The organism is Roseomonas sp. BN140053, from assembly GCF_047690175.1.
Lineage (GTDB): Bacteria > Pseudomonadota > Alphaproteobacteria > Acetobacterales > Acetobacteraceae > Roseomonas.
In genome coordinates, this window is sequence record NZ_JBLLEB010000002.1 from 252,568 (window position 1) to 269,268 (window position 16,701).

The 16,701-nt window shown below is 72.0% G+C and carries 13 protein-coding genes; 5 read left to right on the forward strand and 8 right to left on the reverse strand.

Going from position 1 to position 16,701, the window contains the following annotated elements; translation table 11 throughout:
• The first annotated feature begins 5 nt into the window (after nucleotides 1-5).
• Together gyrB and mgtE are read left to right on the forward strand one after the other, a co-directional pair.
• The gene (gyrB, locus tag ACLIBK_RS03315) at nucleotides 6-2,495 is read left to right on the forward strand and encodes a DNA topoisomerase (ATP-hydrolyzing) subunit B (protein WP_415385796.1); all 2,490 of its coding nucleotides are present in this window, start codon (nucleotides 6-8) and stop codon (nucleotides 2,493-2,495) included.
• 321 nt (nucleotides 2,496-2,816) lie between these two features.
• On the forward strand, nucleotides 2,817-4,190 hold the full coding sequence (gene mgtE, locus ACLIBK_RS03320) for a magnesium transporter (protein WP_415385797.1): 1,374 nt from the start codon (nucleotides 2,817-2,819) through the stop codon (nucleotides 4,188-4,190).
• Between the two features lie 9 nt (nucleotides 4,191-4,199).
• Here mgtE and ACLIBK_RS03325 read toward each other — a convergent pair whose 3' ends face one another.
• Entirely contained in the window at nucleotides 4,200-4,550 is a 351-nt protein-coding gene (locus tag ACLIBK_RS03325) for a SemiSWEET family sugar transporter (protein ID WP_415385798.1), read from the reverse strand.
• Between the two features lie 155 nt (nucleotides 4,551-4,705).
• Here ACLIBK_RS03325 and ACLIBK_RS03330 point away from each other — a divergent pair, with 155 nt between their 5' ends.
• On the forward strand, nucleotides 4,706-8,020 hold the full coding sequence (locus ACLIBK_RS03330) for a DEAD/DEAH box helicase (RefSeq protein ID WP_415385799.1): 3,315 nt from the start codon (nucleotides 4,706-4,708) through the stop codon (nucleotides 8,018-8,020).
• 66 nt (nucleotides 8,021-8,086) lie between these two features.
• Nucleotides 8,087-8,380 (forward strand): hypothetical protein, encoded by a 294-nt coding sequence (locus ACLIBK_RS03335; RefSeq protein ID WP_415385800.1) that lies wholly within the window; start codon nucleotides 8,087-8,089, stop codon nucleotides 8,378-8,380.
• Nucleotides 8,381-8,402: 22 nt separating this feature from the next.
• On the opposite strand, the gene ACLIBK_RS03340 is transcribed toward ACLIBK_RS03335, so the two are convergent.
• The 7 genes from ACLIBK_RS03340 to flgE form a co-directional block, all read right to left on the reverse strand.
• Complete coding sequence (locus tag ACLIBK_RS03340) at nucleotides 8,403-9,203, reverse strand: DUF1217 domain-containing protein (RefSeq protein WP_415385801.1); 801 nt, start codon at nucleotides 9,201-9,203, stop codon at nucleotides 8,403-8,405.
• 1 nt (nucleotide 9,204) lies between these two features.
• On the reverse strand, nucleotides 9,205-9,534 hold the full coding sequence (locus ACLIBK_RS03345) for a flagellar biosynthesis regulator FlaF (RefSeq protein WP_415385802.1): 330 nt from the start codon (nucleotides 9,532-9,534) through the stop codon (nucleotides 9,205-9,207).
• Entirely contained in the window at nucleotides 9,531-9,965 is a 435-nt protein-coding gene (locus tag ACLIBK_RS03350; RefSeq protein ID WP_415385803.1) for a flagellar biosynthesis repressor FlbT, read from the reverse strand. Before ACLIBK_RS03350 ends, ACLIBK_RS03345 begins: the two co-directional genes overlap by 4 nt.
• A gap of 82 nt (nucleotides 9,966-10,047) precedes the next feature.
• Nucleotides 10,048-10,995 (reverse strand): flagellin, encoded by a 948-nt coding sequence (locus ACLIBK_RS03355; RefSeq protein ID WP_415385804.1) that lies wholly within the window; start codon nucleotides 10,993-10,995, stop codon nucleotides 10,048-10,050.
• Between the two features lie 134 nt (nucleotides 10,996-11,129).
• Entirely contained in the window at nucleotides 11,130-12,206 is a 1,077-nt protein-coding gene (locus ACLIBK_RS03360) for a flagellin (RefSeq protein WP_415385805.1), read from the reverse strand.
• 14 nt (nucleotides 12,207-12,220) lie between these two features.
• Nucleotides 12,221-13,756 carry a flagellar hook-associated protein FlgK gene (locus ACLIBK_RS03365; RefSeq protein ID WP_415385806.1) on the reverse strand — a complete coding sequence of 512 codons (1,536 nt, stop codon included), beginning with the start codon at nucleotides 13,754-13,756 and terminating at the stop codon, nucleotides 12,221-12,223.
• 50 nt (nucleotides 13,757-13,806) lie between these two features.
• Entirely contained in the window at nucleotides 13,807-15,105 is a 1,299-nt protein-coding gene (gene flgE, locus ACLIBK_RS03370; protein WP_415385807.1) for a flagellar hook protein FlgE, read from the reverse strand.
• Between the two features lie 246 nt (nucleotides 15,106-15,351).
• Here flgE and ACLIBK_RS03375 point away from each other — a divergent pair, with 246 nt between their 5' ends.
• The gene (locus ACLIBK_RS03375) at nucleotides 15,352-16,692 is read left to right on the forward strand and encodes a flagellar hook-length control protein FliK (protein WP_415385808.1); all 1,341 of its coding nucleotides are present in this window, start codon (nucleotides 15,352-15,354) and stop codon (nucleotides 16,690-16,692) included.
• The last annotated feature ends 9 nt before the right edge of the window (nucleotides 16,693-16,701 follow it).

Sequence of the window (16,701 nt, forward strand, 5' to 3'; positions counted from 1 at the left end):
CCCGAATGTCCGACCCCGTGAGCGCTGCCCCGAACCCCTCCGTTGCCGGGGGCGGGGACGACTACGACAGCGCCTCCATCACCGTGCTGCGCGGGCTCGACGCGGTGCGCAAGCGCCCGGGCATGTATATCGGCGACACAGACGACGGCTCGGGCCTGCACCACATGGTGTTCGAGATCGTGGACAACTCGGTGGACGAGGCGCAGGCCGGCTTCGCCACCGCCGTGGACGTGGTGATCAACGCCGACAGCTCCGTCACCGTGACCGATGACGGCCGCGGTATCCCTGTCGACATGCACGTCGAGGAGGGCGTCTCGGCCGCCGAGGTGGTGCTGACGCGGCTGCACGCCGGCGGCAAGTTCAACCAGAACTCCTACAAGGTGTCCGGCGGCCTGCACGGCGTCGGCGCCGCGGTGGTGAACGCGCTCAGCGAGCGCATGGAAGCCCGTATCTGGAAGAACGGGCGCGAGCACGTCATCCGCTTCGCCCACGGCGACGCCGTGGCGCCGCTGGAGGATGTCGGCCCCTCCGACCACCCCACGGGCACGCAGGTCACCTTCAAGCCCAGCGCCGCCACCTTCTCCAACACCGAGTTCGAGTACGAGCGGCTGGAAAAGCGGCTGCGCGAGCTGGCCTTCCTCAATTCCGGCCTGCGCATCACCCTGCGCGACGACCGCCCCCTGCCCGAGGGCGGCGAGGGCAGCGCTGCGGCCGCGCCGCGCCGGTCGGAGTTCTTCTTCGAGGGCGGGCTGGCCGCCTTCGTGGAATACCTGGACCGCTCCAACAAGCCGATCTTCTCCCCCCCGGCCGCTGCCACCGGCGAGCAGACGGTGGAGCGCAACGGCGAGCACAAGGCGATCCGTGTCGAGTTCGCACTGCGCTGGACCGACAGCTTCCACGAATCCATGCACTGCTTCACCAACAACATCCCGCAGCGCGACGGCGGCTCGCACCTCGCGGGCTTCCGGCAGGCGCTGACCCGCGTGCTGGGCAAGGTGGCCGATGCCGCCGCCAAGAAGGACAAGACCGCCCTGTCGGGCGAGGACATGCGCGAAGGGCTGACGGCGGTGCTCTCGGTCAAGGTGCCGGACCCCAAGTTCTCCTCGCAAACCAAGGAGAAGCTGGTTTCCTCCGAGGTGCAGCCGGTGGTGCATGCCGTGGTGGCCGACGCGCTGGACCACTGGTTCGAAACGCACCCCAAGGAAGCCAACGAGATCGTCCGCAAGTGCCTCGACGCGGCTGCCGCGCGCGAGGCGGCCCGCAAGGCGCGCGACCTGACGCGGCGCAAGGGCGTGCTGGACATCTCCACCCTGCCGGGCAAGCTGGCGGACTGCCAGGCGCGCGACCCCGCCAAGGCCGAGATCTTCATCGTCGAGGGCGACAGCGCCGGCGGCTCCGCCAAGCAGGGCCGCGACCGCGCCTTCCAGGCGATCCTGCCGCTGCGCGGCAAGGTGCTGAACGTGGAGCGCGCCCGCTTCGACAAGATGCTCGGCTCGGACCAGATCGGCACGCTGATCACCGCGCTGGGCGCCGGCATCGGCCCCGATCCGGCCAATGGCGGGTTCGATGCGGCCAAACTGCGCTACCACAAGATCTGCATCATGACCGACGCGGACGTGGACGGTTCCCACATCCGCACGCTGCTGCTGACCTTCTTCTTCCGCCAGATGCCGGAGCTGATCGAGCGCGGGCACCTCTTCATCGCCCAGGCGCCGCTCTACCGCGCCAAGCGCGGGCAGGATGAGCGCTACCTCAAGGACGACGCGGCGCTGGAAGACTACCTGCTGGAAAAGGCGCTGATCGGCGCCCGGCTGCGGCTGGCCGACGGCACGGTGCTGGAAGGCGACGAGTTGCGGGAGGAGGTGACCCGCCTGCGCGAGGTCGCCCGCCGCATCCGCCGCGTGTCCGCCACCCTGCCGCTCTGGATCGCCGAGCAGGCGGCGCTGACGGGCGCGCTGGCGGTGGCCAATGACGGCCAGGCCGCCTCCGACCTGGTGGAGCGGCTGAACGCCCTGTCGCTGCCCACGGAGCGCGGCTGGACCGCCGCGCTGGACGAGGCCGGGCTGAAGCTGGGCCGCACGGTGCGCGGCGTGGCGGAGCGCTTCTCGCTGGACCCGGCGGTGCTGCGCGGCGCCGATGCCGCTTGGCTGGAAGAGCGCCGGACCTCGCTCAGCGCGCGCTACGGCAGCGGCGCGGCGCTGTTCTTCGAGGGTCGCGAGAGCGAGGTGGCCGGCCCGCTGGCCGCCATGGACCGGGTGCTGGCGCAGGGCCGCAAGGGCCTGACCATCCAGCGCTTCAAGGGACTGGGCGAGATGAACCCGGACCAGCTGTGGAAGACCACGCTGGACCCGGCCGCGCGCACCATGCTGCGCGTCAAGGTGGACGACGTGGACGAGGCTGGGCAGATCTTCGCCACCCTGATGGGCGACGTGGTGGAGCCGCGGCGCGAGTTCATCGTGGGCAACGCGCTCAAGGTCGCCAACCTGGACGTGTGAGCATCCCGTGTGGCGCCGCGCGCCCCTCCCGGCAGCAGGAGGGATCGCGCGGTTTGCCGGCCGGTGCGGCGCCCCTCCATCCCGTCGAACACCCTCGCGCGCCGGCACGGAACCCGGCGTTGACAGCCCCGGGCGGAAGGTCCACTTCGCCCGGCGTACGGCAGGGGACGCCAGGCATCCCCGACCCGCCACACCCACAGCCGAGCATCATGCCCAGCGACAACCCCGGTCGATCTTCCGTGCCGTTCCCGGCTGTCGCGCCCTGATCCGCTGATCGGCTCACGCGCGACCCGCCGGCAGCGGCGCGGTGCGAGGTGAGCCATGGACAGCATTCCCGAAACCGCCCCCGACGACCTGCCTGCCGACACGCTCGCGGCGCGGCTCGTGCGCGGCCATGTCGCCGACGCGGTGGAACTGCTGAACGAGCAGTCCACGGCAGCCGGGGCGGCGGCGCTGGCGCAACTGCCGGCCGAACGCGCGATCGAAATCCTCGACACCCCCGAGCTGGAAGACCCGGCCGGGCTGGTGGCGGCCCTGCCGCAGGGCCAGGCGGCGATCCTGCTGGACGGCATGTCCGCGGACCAGGCGGCCGAGGTGTTCCGCGAGCTGGAGGAACCCGTCCGGGCGGGGCTGCTGCCGCGGCTCGGCGACGAAACGCAGGTATCGCTGCAGCAGCTGCTCTCCTATCCTGCGGGCACGGCCGGCAGCATGATGACCACCGAATTCGTCAGCGTCCCCGCCGGCTGGACGGTGGAACGCACGCTGCAACACATCCGCGCGGTCGAGAGCACCCGCGAGACGGTCTACGCCATCTACGTCCTGGACCCCGACACCCGGGCGCTGCTGCGCTCGGTGGGCCTGCGCCGCCTGATCATCGCCGATCCCGCCGCCCCCGTGCTCAGCGCCGCCCGGGACATGGAGCCCGTCACCGTGTCGCCGCTGCTGGATCAGGAGGAGGTGGCGCGGCTGATCCGCCGGCACGACCTGCTGGCGGTGCCCGTGGTGGACGAGGCGCAGCACGTGCTGGGCATCGTCACGGTGGACGACGTGATCGACGCCATGGTCGAGGAAGGCACGGAGGACGTGCACCGCTTCGGCGGCATGGGAGCGACGGAGGAGCCCTACACGCAGATCGGCTTCGGCACGATGCTGCGCAAGCGCGGCGGCTGGCTCTGCATCCTGTTCCTGGGCGAGATGCTCACCGCCAGCGCCATGCAGCACTACGAGGTGGCGCTGGAACGCGCGGTGGTGCTGACGCTGTTCATCCCGCTGATCATGAGCTCCGGCGGCAATTCCGGCTCGCAGGCGACTTCCCTGCTGATCCGCGCGCTGGCGCTGGGCGAGGTGAAGCTGCGCGACTGGTGGCGCGTCGCCCTGCGGGAACTGCCGACGGGGCTGGTGCTGGGCGTGATCCTGGGGGCAATCGGCCTCGGCCGGGTGGCGCTCTGGCAGGTGCTGGGGATCTACGACTACGGCGAGCACTGGGCGCGGATCGGACTGACCGTCGGGGCCGCCCTGGTCGGCGTGGTGACCTTCGGCTCGCTGGCAGGCTCCATGCTGCCCTTCCTGCTCAAGCGCGTCGGCTTCGACCCGGCGAGCGCCTCGGCGCCGCTGGTGGCCACGCTGGTGGATGTGACCGGGCTGGTGATCTACTTCTCCGTGGCGGTGGCGGTGCTGGGCGGCGCCCTGTTGTAGGGCGCCCCCTCACCCACCCCTCGTCGTGGCGGCGCCGGCATCCGTCGCCTCCCTGGGACAGGCCGGCGCCGTGGGGTCCAGCGCATCGGCGACGCTGTCGCGATGGCGCTTCGGCAGCACCTTCATCAACAGGATGAAGGCCGAGAGCAGCAGGCAGAGGCCGTTGGTCACCATCAGCGGCACCTCCCCCAGCAGCACGCCGTAGGTCAGCCACAAGGAGAAGCCCACCACCGTCACCACGTACATGCGCTTGGAGATCGCGCTGGTGTCACGGGTCCGGATGATCTTCCAGGCCTGCGGCACGAAGCTGGTGGTGGAAGCGATGGTGGCGAGCGAACCCACCAGAGTCGTCATGTCCATGCGTGATCCCCGGGCGCGCGGACCCAAGCTGGCATCGGGCCGCGGGGTTGCACCGCTCGCCGCGAGTTGCGGTCCCACACGACCGCGCGAACACCCCGCCCGCCGGCGTCGCCGCCGCGTTCTCCCCGACGCAACGGAGTGGTTGGGGGATGGGCATGGTGGAATTGCGGGCGGAACCGGAAGGCCTGTTGGCCGCACGGCTGGTGGAACTGGCAGCCGGCGGCGAGGACGTGATCCTGGTGGCACGCAGCGAGGCTCGGGCCGCCCGCCTTCATCGCACCGCCCGGACCCTGGCCCCGGAGCTGGTGGTGGAGCGGCTGCCCGCCTGGGACTGCCTGCCCTATGACCGCGCCGCGCCCTCCCGGCAGGTCATGGGATTGCGCATGGCCGCACTGGCGCGACTCTCCGGGGCGGGCAGGCCGCCGCGCCTGGTGATCGCCAACGTGGAAGCGGCCACCCAGCGCTTGCCCTCCCCCGCCGCTCTCGAAACCCTGTCGGTACGACGCGGCGATGCCTTCGACGAAGCGGGCCTGGAGCGCGACCTGGAGCGCCTGGGCTACATCCTGGACGACCGCGTGGACGAGCCCGGCGAGGCCGTGCTGCACGGCGCCGTGCTCGACGTCTTTCCCCCCGGTCAGGGCACGATGCCCTGCCGCATCGAGCATGCGGAGGGCCGCATCACCGCCATCCGCCGCTACGACCCGCTGACGCAGCGCAGCGTGGACGAGGTCGAGGAGATCGTGCTGGGTCCGGCTTCCGAGGTGATCCTGCCGCGCGATGCGGAACAGGCGCGCTTTCCCGGCATCGAGCACGCCCTGCCGAAGTTCCAGCCCTCGCTGGTGACGCTGTTCGACCTGCTGCCCCGCGCCGTGGTGGTGCTCGACCCGGAAGCCGAGGAGGTCCGCGCCCAGCGCGTCGCGGAGGTCGCCGATGCGTATCGCGCCCGGCTCGCCCTGGCCGCCACCGAGGAGGAGAGCCGCCGGCCGCTGCCCCCCGAGGCACTCTACCTCGACGATGCCGCCTGGAAGCGGGCGGTGGAGGAGCGGCGGGTGATCGCGCTGGAGGCGCCGCCCGAGGAGCCCGAGGGCACCCTGCCCCACCTCACCGACGCCGACGACCCGGAGGATGCCTTCCTGGCCCTGCTCGAGGCGCGCATGGAAGCCGGTGGGCGCGTCGCCCTGGCCGGGCCGCCGCGACAGACCCGCGCCCTGCTCCGCGCGCTGGCCGGACGTTTGCCCGCCGAGCCGGTGCCGGTGGCGGGCTGGCCCGCCCTGCGCGCGTCGCCCCCCGGCACCTTCGCCCTGCTGGACGGCAGCATCGAGGCCGGCTTCGACGCGCCGGAAGCCCTGGTGATCCCGCCGGGGGAAATCCGACCCAACCGAGCCCGGCGTCGCGGCCGCGCCGCTGCCCTGCCGCTGGGCGAGACGGCCCTGCAGCCGGGCGATGCGGTGATCCATCTCGACCACGGGCTCGGCGCCCTGCGCGGGGTGGAAACGGTGGAGTTGGGCGAGTCCAAGCTGGACTGCCTGCGCCTGGAATACGCTGGCGGCACCATGCAGCTGGTGCCGCTGGACGAGATGGACCGGCTCTGGCGCTACGGGGCGGAAGCGGAGGCCGTGACGCTGGACCGCCTGGGCAGCGAGAGTTGGCCGAAGCGCCGCGCCGCGGTGGAGGCGGAGCTGGCAACCACCGCCGAAACGCTGGTCAGGCTCGCCCGGGAGCGGGAGGAAAAGCGGGCGCCCGTGCTGCGGCCGCCCCGCGCCGCCTATGACCGCTTCGTCGGCCGCTTTCCGCACCCCCTGACCGCCGACCAGGAGGAGGCGATCGCCGCCGTGCTGGCGGACCTCGCCTCCGGCCGGCCGATGGACCGGCTGGTCTGCGGCGATGTCGGCTTCGGCAAGACGGAGGTGGCGCTGCGTGCCGCGGCCGTGGCCGCCCTGGCCGGCAAGCAGGTCGCCGTGCTGGCGCCCACCACCGTGCTGGTGCGCCAGCACCTCCAGACCTTCCGGCGCCGCTTCGCCGGCCTGGGCGTGCGGGTCGAGGCCCTGTCGCGCCTGTCCTCCGCGGCCGAGGCGCGGGAGATCAAGGCCGGGATCGCCGACGGTTCCGTGCGCGTAGCGATCGGCACCCAGGCCCTGGCCGCCAAGGGGGTACGCTTCAAGGATCTCGGCCTGCTGATCGTGGACGAGGAGCAGCGCTTCGGGGCGCGGCAGAAGGCCATGCTGCGCGAACTCGGCCGCGACGTGCACGTTATGGCGCTGACGGCCACCCCGATCCCGCGCACCCTGCAATCCGCCCTGGTGGGGCTGCAGGAGCTGAGCGTGATCGCCACGCCGCCCGCCCGCCGGCAGCCGATCCGCACCACGCAGATACCGCTGGACGACGCGGTGCTGCGCCAGGCCCTGTCGCGCGAACACCGCCGCAACGGCCAGAGCTTCGTGGTCTGTTCCCGCATCGAGGACCTGCCGGAGATGCGGGAACGCATCACGCGGCTGCTGCCGGAACTGGAACTGATCGAGGCGCATGGCGACCTGCCGGCGGACGAGGTGGACAGCGCCATGGTGCGCTTCGCCGAAGGTCACGCCGATGCCCTGCTGAGCACCAACATCGTGGAAACCGGGCTGGACGTGCCCCGGGCCAACACCATGCTGGTGTGGCGCGCGGACCGCTTCGGGCTGGGCCAGCTGCACCAGTTGCGCGGCCGGGTGGGACGCGGCCGCACGCGCGGCGCCATCACCCTGCTGACCGACCCGGCCGAGCCGCCCTCCCCCGTCACGCTGAAGCGGCTGCGCACGCTGGAGGCTTTCGACCGCATCGGCGCCGGCTTCGCCATCAGCGCGCGCGACATGGACCTGCGCGGCGCCGGCGACCTCCTGGGCGAGCAGCAGGCCGGGCACGTGAAGGTGATCGGGCTGGCGCTGTACCAGCACCTGCTGGACCGCGCGCTGCACCTGGCACACGGCGAAGCGCCCGCCGAGGAATGGGCACCTTCCCTGTCGATCGGCGTGTCCGCCTTTATCCCGCACGACTACGTCGAGGAAGAATCGTTGCGCGTCGAATTGCATGCCCGGCTGGGCGAACTGGTTCGCGGCGGCCATGCCCGCGCCCTCGCAGACTTTGCCGAGGAAGTGGCGGACCGTTTCGGACCGCTGCCGGAGCCCGTGTCCAACCTGCTCACCCTGGCGAGGCTGCGGCTGCGCTGCCGCCGCCTCGGCATCGCCGAGCTCAAGGTCGGGCCGAGCGCCGCCGCCGCCCGCTTCCGCGGTGAGCCGCCGGCCGTGCAGGCACCGCTGGAGCGGCGCGGCGACCGGATCCTGCTGGAACGCCCGAGTCCTGATCCGGCGGCGCTGCTGGCCACCGCCACGGCGCTGATCGCGCGCCTGTCGCCGCGACGACCGCAGCCGTCCAAAGCCCCACCACCGGTCGAAGAGGCACGAGCGAAAGCGGCGCATGCCGTGGAGAACGCCTAGCAGGATCAGGGCATTCATCCTTTCTCAACCCCGCAGCATTTCTGATGCGGATGAGGAAGGATGTTCATGCCCGACGCCGTCTTGCTTTCCCCGACCGCCGCGCCGACGGCGGTCCGCAGCGCCGCCGCGGCAGCGGTCAGCACGCCCGTGCCGCTTCCAGCGCCGAGCGAACCTCTGAGCGCGCCCAACCTGCGCCTTTCCTACGACTACGCCGTTGGCATGGTGGTAATGGAGTTCCGCGACAGCGCGGGCGAGACCCGGTCCTCGATCCCGAGCGAACGCGAGTTGGACGCTTATCGCAGGGCCGTGCTGACGGGCGCCGAACTGCCCGGCGAGGTCACGGGACCGACCGAGAGCTGAGCTTCAACCGCCTCTGCGACCCTCAGCCCAGCAGCGACAGCAACCCGCCGGGACTTCCCTGGCCGCCCGTGTTGTTCTGCGCCCGGTTCATCACGTAGCGCTGCACGAGCTTGGTGACCTCGCGCGGGTCGGACAGCTTGCTCAGGTCGAGCCGGGAGGTGATCGCCCGCGCCTGGGTTTCGACACTCTGCACCGCCATGGCATCGGGCAGGCCGAGGGAGCCCGTGACCACGCGCCGCATCACGCCGTTGCCCAGAATGTCGTAGGGATCGTCGACGGTGGCGGCATTCTCCTGCGCGTAGAGCGCGTCCGACAGGCCGAGCGCCTGGTCGTCCAGCCCCTTGCGCCAGGTGAAGCTCTCGAAGCCACGGGTGATGGTCTGCTGCATGGCCGCGGAGCGCAGGGCCTGCAGCCCATTCCCCGCCGCGAGGTTCAAGGTCTTGGCCGCACTGGCCCAGCGGCTGTCACCCAGCCGGTTCACCAGGGATTTCGGGTTGCTCAGGTCCGAGGTCAGCGCGCGGAACACCAGGGCCGGCTTGTTCTGCTCCCCGTCCAGGCCCAGCGCGGGCAGCAGCACGGAAAGGACCCGAGGGTCCTTCAGGGCACTCTCCAGGTCCTTGGCGCCGTCCAGTGCGGATTGGTAGCGGCTGAGGCTGCGCTGCACCTGCGGGTCCCGCGCCGCCTGCGCCACACCCTTCGCCTCCGCCCCCGGTGCCAGCGCCCGCTTCAGCGCAGCGACGGCTTCCGCGGGGCTCGATGTGGCGCGGCTCCCCGCCCCGCCGCCGGCGCCCAGCATGGAAAGGGCGAGGGCGCCGTTGATCATCTCAGCCGCCTGCCAGACCGGCGGCGACGGTCATGTTCACCTCGATCAGGAAATCCAGGTCCGGCTCCGGCGCATCCAGTTCGCGGAGCACGGCGCGGCCCAGCGACACCAGCTGCGCCCGCAACGTGGCCGGCAGGGCGTTGGTGGGGTCCGACACCGCAGTCTCGACCGCCAGCCAGAGACGGCGATTGTCGGACAGGGCGCGGGTGGTGGCCATTGGCCCGTCACTGCCGCGCATGGCGCCGGTGACACGGCGAAAGACATCCGCTTCCAGCTGCCGCGGTGCGAGCGCCGTGCGCGACGCACCATAGGCCCGCGCCGCGACGCTCATGCATCGGCCTCGTTCAGGAGCTCCTGGCCGGGCGGCACGGCGAGGCCCAGCACCGCATCCTCGTGCCGCATCACCCGCCGCGCGAGCTTCAGCGCGACGTAGCACTCATCCGCCTCCGCCGCGGCCAGGGCCCGGTCCAGCATCTCGCGCGCCAGCACCGAGGTGGTCACGGCCTGGAACTCCTCGATCAGGCTGCGGGCCGCCAGCAAGCCGCGCTCGCGTTCGTCCTCGTCGCCGATATAGGCGGTCTGCAAGGCGAAGTAGATGCGGCGGGCGGGCGTCGTGGCCATGTCGGGCGACAGGATCTGCTTGCCGAACAGGAAGCGCGCCTTGGCCGTCAGCTCGATGCGCGTGCGGTTGCGGAAACGTATCGGTGCGCCGTTCACGACCATGAGGTCGCCTTGACGCATTTCGAGGACCAGCGTGGACACGGTGTTCGCGTTCCTTGGGGGTTCCCGGTGGCAAGAAAGCCGGGCGGCGCGGGACCGAGGGTTCCGCGCCGCCCGCCGCCGTTCAGCGGAACAGGCTCAGCAGGGTCTGCGGCGCCTGGTTGGCGATGCTCAGCGACTGGGTGCCGAGCTGCTGCTTGATCTGCAGCGACTGCAGCTTGGCGCTTTCCTTCGCCAGGTCGGCGTCGATCAGCGCGCCCAGCCCGTCCTCCAGGCTGTCCATCTTGTCCTTGTTGTAGTTCACCTGGGCATCGACGTATTTGGCGTCGTTGCCGTACTGGTTCATGGCCGTGTTGAGCGCCCTCATCACCGTGTCGAAGGTCTTGATGCCGGTGGCGGTGCCGCCGCCGGCACGGACGTCGGGCTGGTCGGCCGCGACGCCGCTGCCCAGGATGAACTGGGCGCCTTCCGCCGTCATGTCGGCGGCTGCGTCCAGGGTGAACTTGCCGTCCGCCGTGGTGGTGGTGCCGCCGGTGGTCAGGTTGACGGCGGTGTCGAAGGTCAGCGACGCAGCGGCGGTCTGGGTCACGGTGAAGGTGCCGCCGGACTCGTTGCGTACGGTGGTGACGTCGGTAGCCGCGTTCTCGTCCGTGCCCAGCAGGGACTTGCCGTTGTAGGTGGCGTCGGACAGGAACTTGTTCACCTTGTCCACCAGCGTGCCGAACTGCGCGGTGTATTGGGTACGCGAGTCGCCGGTGGTGTTGGTGTCCGCCAGCTTCACCAGGACGGTCTTGATCTCCGCCATGGTGTCGGACACGTTCTTCAGGGCGGTGCTGGTGGTGCTGAGGATGCCCTTGATGCCGCCGAGCTGCTCGTTGGCCGAGGTCAGGCCGGCGATGTCGGAGCGCACGCCCTGCGCCACCGCGAAAGCCGCACCGTCGTCGCGGGCATCGGCCACGCGATAGCCGGTGCTGATGCGCTTCTGGGTGGCCGCCAGCGCGTCGCTGGTACGGTTGAGGGACTGCAGCGCCACCATGGCGCCGGTGTTGGTGTTCACGGAATTCAGGGCCATGGTGTTTGCCCCTTTCATCGCTCGGGTGCCGAAGGACCCGGTTGGGTTCCGCGTCTTGCGGTTGATCTCCGTTATGCCTGTCCCGCCTTAACGCGGGCTGAACACCGCGGCGAAGAATGCGGCCCGCGCCCGCCTCAGCGGAGAAAGCTGGTGAGTGTCAGCTCCGTCAGGGTGGAAATCGCCTTGTAGGACGCTTCCAGCCGGGTCTTGGTGTCCTGCAGCGCCGTCAGCGTATCCGCCAGGTCGACTTCCTCGATTCCGGCGAGCTGCGTCCGCAGCGCGACCACCACGTCCCCCTGGGACGTCCTGGCCGCCTGCAGCCGCGCTTCCGTTTGGCCCAGCGTGCCCTGCTCCACCCCCAACGCGTCGGCGGAGGAGGAGAAGCTGCCGCGCAGGCTGGCCAGCACGGCGTCCACATCGGCGTTGCTGGCCCCCACCGCGTCGGGCAGGGCCGCCAGCGTCATCAGCCCGCGCAGCAGGTCGCGCGACCAGGAACCCGTGGTTTCCCCCGCCGAGGTGGCATCCGCGTTCCGGTTGGCCCACAGCCCGGTCGGCAGGACCGTGCCGTCGGACACCAGCGTGGTCCGGCGCGGCTCGCCGCCACCGGTGGCTGGGTCGGACAGGAAGGCGGAGAACGGCGTCACGCCGGCCGTGTCGTTCAGGGCGGCCGCCCGGGTGGCCGTCAGCGCCGAGGTGGCGCCGGTGCCGCTCAGCCCGGCGATGGCGGCCGCGATGTCGCTGTTCATGCCGCTCGCGGCAGGGTTGCCGCCGGGGATCGGCGGGTTGGCGGTGTCGCTGCCGCCGAACAGGTATTCCCCCGCATTTTGCTCGTTCAGCAAACCACCTACTTCGGCCAGGGCCGAACGCGCGGCGGAAGCGGCCATGCGGATGGCGGAGGGTTCCGTGGCGGACAGCTTGGTGGTCTGCGCGTAGAAGCTGGTCGCGATGTCCGACAACCGGCCGAGCGCGACCTGCGACGCCTGCGTGCGGCCCAGCGCGCGGGTCAGGCCGGTGCTCGTCGCTTCCCGCCGGGCGATCTCGCCGCGCAGGTCGATGGCCTGCCGCGCGTCCCGCGCCTCGTCGCCGTAAACCGTGGCCAGTCGGCCGTCGCCGGATTGCCGCGCCAGCAGCTCGGACCGCGCCTTCAGCGCGCCGACATTCTGCATCAGCCGCGCGATGGTGCCGTTGCCCAGGACGTTGGTGGTGCTCATCGCGCCGGCCGCCCTCAGCCGGACACGGCGAAGAGGCTGTCATACATGGCCTGCACCGTGCTCATCACCCGGGCATTGGCGGCGTAGGCGTTCTGCAGCGTCACCATCGCGGCCATCTCCGAATCGACGTTCACGCCCGACCTCTCGTCGAACTTCTTCTCCAGCCCCGTGAGCAGCGTGCCCGCCGCCTCCTTGGCCGCCGTCGCGCCCGCCCGCGCCGCGGTGTGGCTCGCCACCAGCCGCGCCGCGTAGTCCTGCACCGTGCGCGCGGTGCCGAGGCCGGAGGTCAGCGACCCGTCCGGGCCCAGCCCGGTTCCGGGCAGCGTCGGCTGCGACGTACCGGCCGCGACCTCCGCCCCGAAGCCGTAGGTCAGGACCCGGTCGATCAGCGTGGTGAAGCCCTGCGGCCCACCGGAAGGATTGGTGGAAAAGGCGCTGGCACCGCCGGGCACGGCCGTGACCCCGTGGGTGCCGTCGCGCACGCTGGCCAGGTTGGCCCGCACGCCCGCACCCACGCGGATCGTTCCGGAAAAGCCGATCAGCCCGTTGGTCGGCACGCTGTAGGCGGCACCCGGGTCGGGCACCGCGCCCCCACCGCCGGTGAACAGGGTCAGCCCCTGCGCGTCCAGCCGCGACGCGACCGCGGCGGCCGAGATGTCGAGCTCCGCCTGCTGCTGCGGCAGCAACGCGTCGCGCAGGCTGGCATATTCGGCCAGCCGCCCGCCCTTGAGCTGGCTGGTGACGTCCACGCCCCCCAGCATCACGCCGGGGATGCTGCCGCCCGCGCCATGGTACGACCCCGCCCCGATCGAGGCCGGCTGCAGGCTGAAGTCGTCCGCTCCCTTGCCCAGCAGCAGCGACACGCCGCCGCGCCCGATCAGCGAGATGGCGCCGTCCGGCTGGGTGATCGTGCGGACCTCCAGCACTTCGGAGATCCTGGCCACGGCAGCGTCACGCTGGTCCTGCAGCGCGGCCGTGCTCTGCCCGGAGGCGGAAAGGGCGATGATCTGCGCGTTCAGCCCGGCCACGTCGTGCAGCCCGGTGTTGAGCGTGGCGATGTCCTGCACCATGCCGTCATGCGCCGCCTGGCGCGCTGCGACGATCGCCTTGGCCGTGTCGTTGTAGCGCCCGGCGAGGTCCTCCGCCGCGGACAGCACGCCCTGCTGCAGGGCCGGTTCGGCCGGCGAAGCGCGCAGCCGCACGAAGGCCGTGTTCAGGGCCGCCGACAGGTCGCCGACGGAGGACGCGTCCTCCGGGTTGCCCTGGGCGCGTTCCACGGGCGACAGGATGGCTTCCCGCGCCACCGCCGCCGCATTGGCGGACCGGGCGGCGTTGAGGCTGGCATTCAGGGCAGCGTCCACGTCCCGCGTCGCGGCCAGCGCCCGCACCCCGAAGGACTGGCTGCCGGAGGACATCGCCTCCGCGTCCACGGCCTTGCGCGTGTAGCCGGCGGTGCCCGCGTTGGACACGTTGTCGGCCGATTGCGCGAGCTGGCGCTGCACGAGCGACAGCCCGCCTCGGGCGATCGAAAGGGCGGTATCCAGGCTCACGGCGCGGGCATCCTCGCAGGGCGGAGGTTAGCGAAGGCTTAACGGGCCGCTCAGCGCGTCATGTTGATGGTGTCCTGCAGCATCTGGTCCGTGGTGGTGACGATCTTGGTGTTCGCCGTGTAGGCGCGCTGCGCCAGGATCAGCTTGGAGAATTCCGAGGCGATGTCGACGTTGGAGCTTTCCAGCGCGCTGGTGACCAGCTTGCCCGCACCGTTGTTGTTGATGTCGGCGGCCAGGGGCTCGCCGCTCTCCACGGTGGCGAGGAACGCCTGGCCGTCGGCGCGCTGGAGCCTGTCGGGGTCGGCAAAGGACACGATCGGCACCCGCGCCACCGTGCGGGACTGGCCGTTGTCGTAGTTCACCGCCACGTCGCCGTTCTCCTTGATCGACACGGAGGAGAAGGAGCCGCGCGGGATGCCGTTCTGGGTCAGGCTGCCCACCTCGTACTCCGTGCCGGAGAACTGGGTCAGCCCCTGGGACGACCCGAAGGAGCCGAGGTCCAGGCTGATGTTCTGCGGCCCCTGGCCGAAATCGATGCTGAAGCCGACCTGTGCCGGATCGCCGGCCCCGCCGCCCGATCCCGTCAGCCCGGTCGCGCCGCTGAAGCTGCCCAGCGTGCCGGGCGGAACGCCCGCGCCGGCCCCGAAGTTCAGGTCGATGGTGCCGACCGGCGTGGGCGGCGTGGTGCCGGGAATGCTGACCGCGAGCTGCCAGGCATCGCCGGTTCCCTTGGTGTAGTTCAGCGACACCGCGTGCTGCCGCCCGAGCGCGTCGTAGATTTGCACCTGGGACGTGACGGCCGTGCCGGTGGCGGCATCGGCGGGCAGGTTGGCGCTGAGGCCGACGCTGCCCGTCGCCACGGGATCGAAGACGCTCTGGTCGATGCGCAGCGTGGTCAGGTCGGTGCGGTTCAGGGTGCCGGCGGCGTTGGCCGGCCAGCCCTTGAGGTAGTAGCCCTGATTGTTCACCAGGTAGCCCTCGTTGTTCAGGCCGAAATCGCCGGCCCGCGTGTAGAGGGTGCTCTTGCTGAACTCCGTGGCGCCCTGCGCGTCGGTGCCCGCGGGCTGCGCCACCGCGAAGAAGCCCTGGCCGGAGATCGCCAGGGCCAGCGTGTTGTCGGACTGCGCGATGCTGCCCTGCAGGCTGTTGGTGTAGTCCGGCCGCGCCACCACCGAACCGGACTCGTGCAGGCGCTGCGTGGAGTTGGTGACGTAGTCCTCGAAGCTGGTGTCGACGCGCTTGTAGCCGGTGGTCTGGCTGTTGGCGACGTTGTCGGCGACGTGGCCCAGGGCGCGCGACTGCGCCGTGAGTCCGCTGATCGCGGTCACCATGGATCCGTAGAGCGACATCGGCGCTGCTCCCTGCCGCGGGCGTTGCGGGTTCGGCGGCATCCCGGTCGGAGCCGCCCCGCCCGTCCCGGTGCGACGGCCATGCCAGCCCGTTCGCCCATCCTGGCGGCCCGGCTTGCCGGGAGCGGGGCAGGAGCTGCCGGGTGCAGCGGGGCAAGGGGCAGTTTCTGCCGCCCGTTCCGGGCACCGGGCGTGGCAAGCGGCTTGCCGAAGGGGTTGCGGACCGCCGCGAGGAACGTGCCGCTGATGGACAAGATCGACCCCACCCAGACGGTCGCGCCCCGCCCGGCACCGCCGCGCAGCCGCGCCGGCGGCGGCTCGGAGGCAAGCTTCGCCGGCGCGCTGCTCGCTGCCCAGGGCCATGCCCCGCCGCCCCGGGCGCAGCCCTCTCCGCCCCCGTCCCGCGAGGGCGGGTCGCGCCCGCTGGCGGAAGATCCCCCGGAGGAGCCGGCCGCGTCGGTGGCGGAACCGTCCCGGCAGGACGCGGAGGCAGCAGCCCCGGACTCGGCCGAGGCGACGGCGCCGGGCAAGGCGGATGCGGCCGGGAGCGAGAGCACGGAAGCGGCCGAAGCGACGCCCGGAGAGGAGGAAGCCGCCTCGCCGGTCGCCGAGAAGGCGGCCGCAGCGCCCGTCCCGCCTCCCGAGCCCCGGGCCGTCCCGCAGCCAGGCACCGGCGAAGCCCCCCCACCCCAACCACCCCAGCCCGGTGCGGAGCCGGGCGTGCCTGCTCCCGCCACCCCCCCTCCGCTTCCCGGCACGGTCGCAATCCCCGCGGTTCCGGCCATGGCCACGGGCGTTGAAGGGAAGACGTCCGGCGGCGGCCCGATCGGAGCGGCGGCGGGAGCCTCCGCCGAGGCACCCGGCGGAGCGCAGCCCTCGCCCGATCCGGCCGCGGTGAAGGAGGAGGCGCAGGCGCCGGACGCCGCGATGCCGGACGGCAAGGCTCCCGGCGGCCCCGTCGCGGAACCCGGCTTCCGGGCCGAGGAGATGAAGGAAGCCGCGGGCACGGGCGGAGCCAGTCCCGCAACCCACCCCGGCGAGCCTCGCCCGCCGGAGGCGCCCTTCCCCGCCGCTCCGTTCCTGCCGGACCCCGCCAGCGTGGTTCCCGCGACCAGCCCCGCCTCGGCGCCGGTCGCCACCGCAGCGCCTCCCCCCCCGGCCGCGGCGCCGCGGCCGCCGGTGACGCCGGCCCTGCAGGTGGCGCCGGTGGCCATCGGGCTCAGCTTCAGCCCCGACGCCCAGGCGCGGATCGAGGTGGTGCTGGAACCCGCGGAGCTGGGCCGGGTGGAAATCCGGGTGGACCGCACCCGGGACAAGGCCGCCGTGCAGGTCACCGCCGAGCGCCCGGAAACTCTGGCCCTGCTGCAGCGGGACGGCAGCGACCTCGACCGCGCCCTGTGCCAGGCCGGCATCACCTCCCAGGGCGGGCTGAGCCTGAGCTTCTCCCTGTCCGGCCAGGGCGGCGGTGGCCAGGAGCCGCGCCGGGATACCGGCGGGCGGCGCGGCCTGGGCCGCGGCCCCGACCGCATCGAGGCCCCTCTCCAACCCATGCGGGCCCTGCGCGGCCTGCTCGACATCGCGATCTGACCCCCGACC

Bases quoted from the DNA above. Each gene is read 5' to 3' on its own strand.
- gyrB (WP_415385796.1), top strand. From the start codon at position 6: ATGTCCGACCCCGTGAGCGCTGCCCCGAACCCCTCCGTTGCCGGGGGC.
- mgtE (WP_415385797.1), top strand. From the start codon at position 2,817: ATGGACAGCATTCCCGAAACCGCCCCCGACGACCTGCCTGCCGACACG.
- ACLIBK_RS03325 (WP_415385798.1), bottom strand. From the start codon at position 4,550: ATGGACATGACGACTCTGGTGGGTTCGCTCGCCACCATCGCTTCCACC.
- ACLIBK_RS03330 (WP_415385799.1), top strand. From the start codon at position 4,706: ATGGTGGAATTGCGGGCGGAACCGGAAGGCCTGTTGGCCGCACGGCTG.
- ACLIBK_RS03335 (WP_415385800.1), top strand. From the start codon at position 8,087: ATGCCCGACGCCGTCTTGCTTTCCCCGACCGCCGCGCCGACGGCGGTC.
- ACLIBK_RS03340 (WP_415385801.1), bottom strand. From the start codon at position 9,203: ATGATCAACGGCGCCCTCGCCCTTTCCATGCTGGGCGCCGGCGGCGGG.
- ACLIBK_RS03345 (WP_415385802.1), bottom strand. From the start codon at position 9,534: ATGAGCGTCGCGGCGCGGGCCTATGGTGCGTCGCGCACGGCGCTCGCA.
- ACLIBK_RS03355 (WP_415385804.1), bottom strand. From the start codon at position 10,995: ATGGCCCTGAATTCCGTGAACACCAACACCGGCGCCATGGTGGCGCTG.
- ACLIBK_RS03360 (WP_415385805.1), bottom strand. From the start codon at position 12,206: ATGAGCACCACCAACGTCCTGGGCAACGGCACCATCGCGCGGCTGATG.
- flgE (WP_415385807.1), bottom strand. From the start codon at position 15,105: ATGTCGCTCTACGGATCCATGGTGACCGCGATCAGCGGACTCACGGCG.
- ACLIBK_RS03375 (WP_415385808.1), top strand. From the start codon at position 15,352: ATGGACAAGATCGACCCCACCCAGACGGTCGCGCCCCGCCCGGCACCG.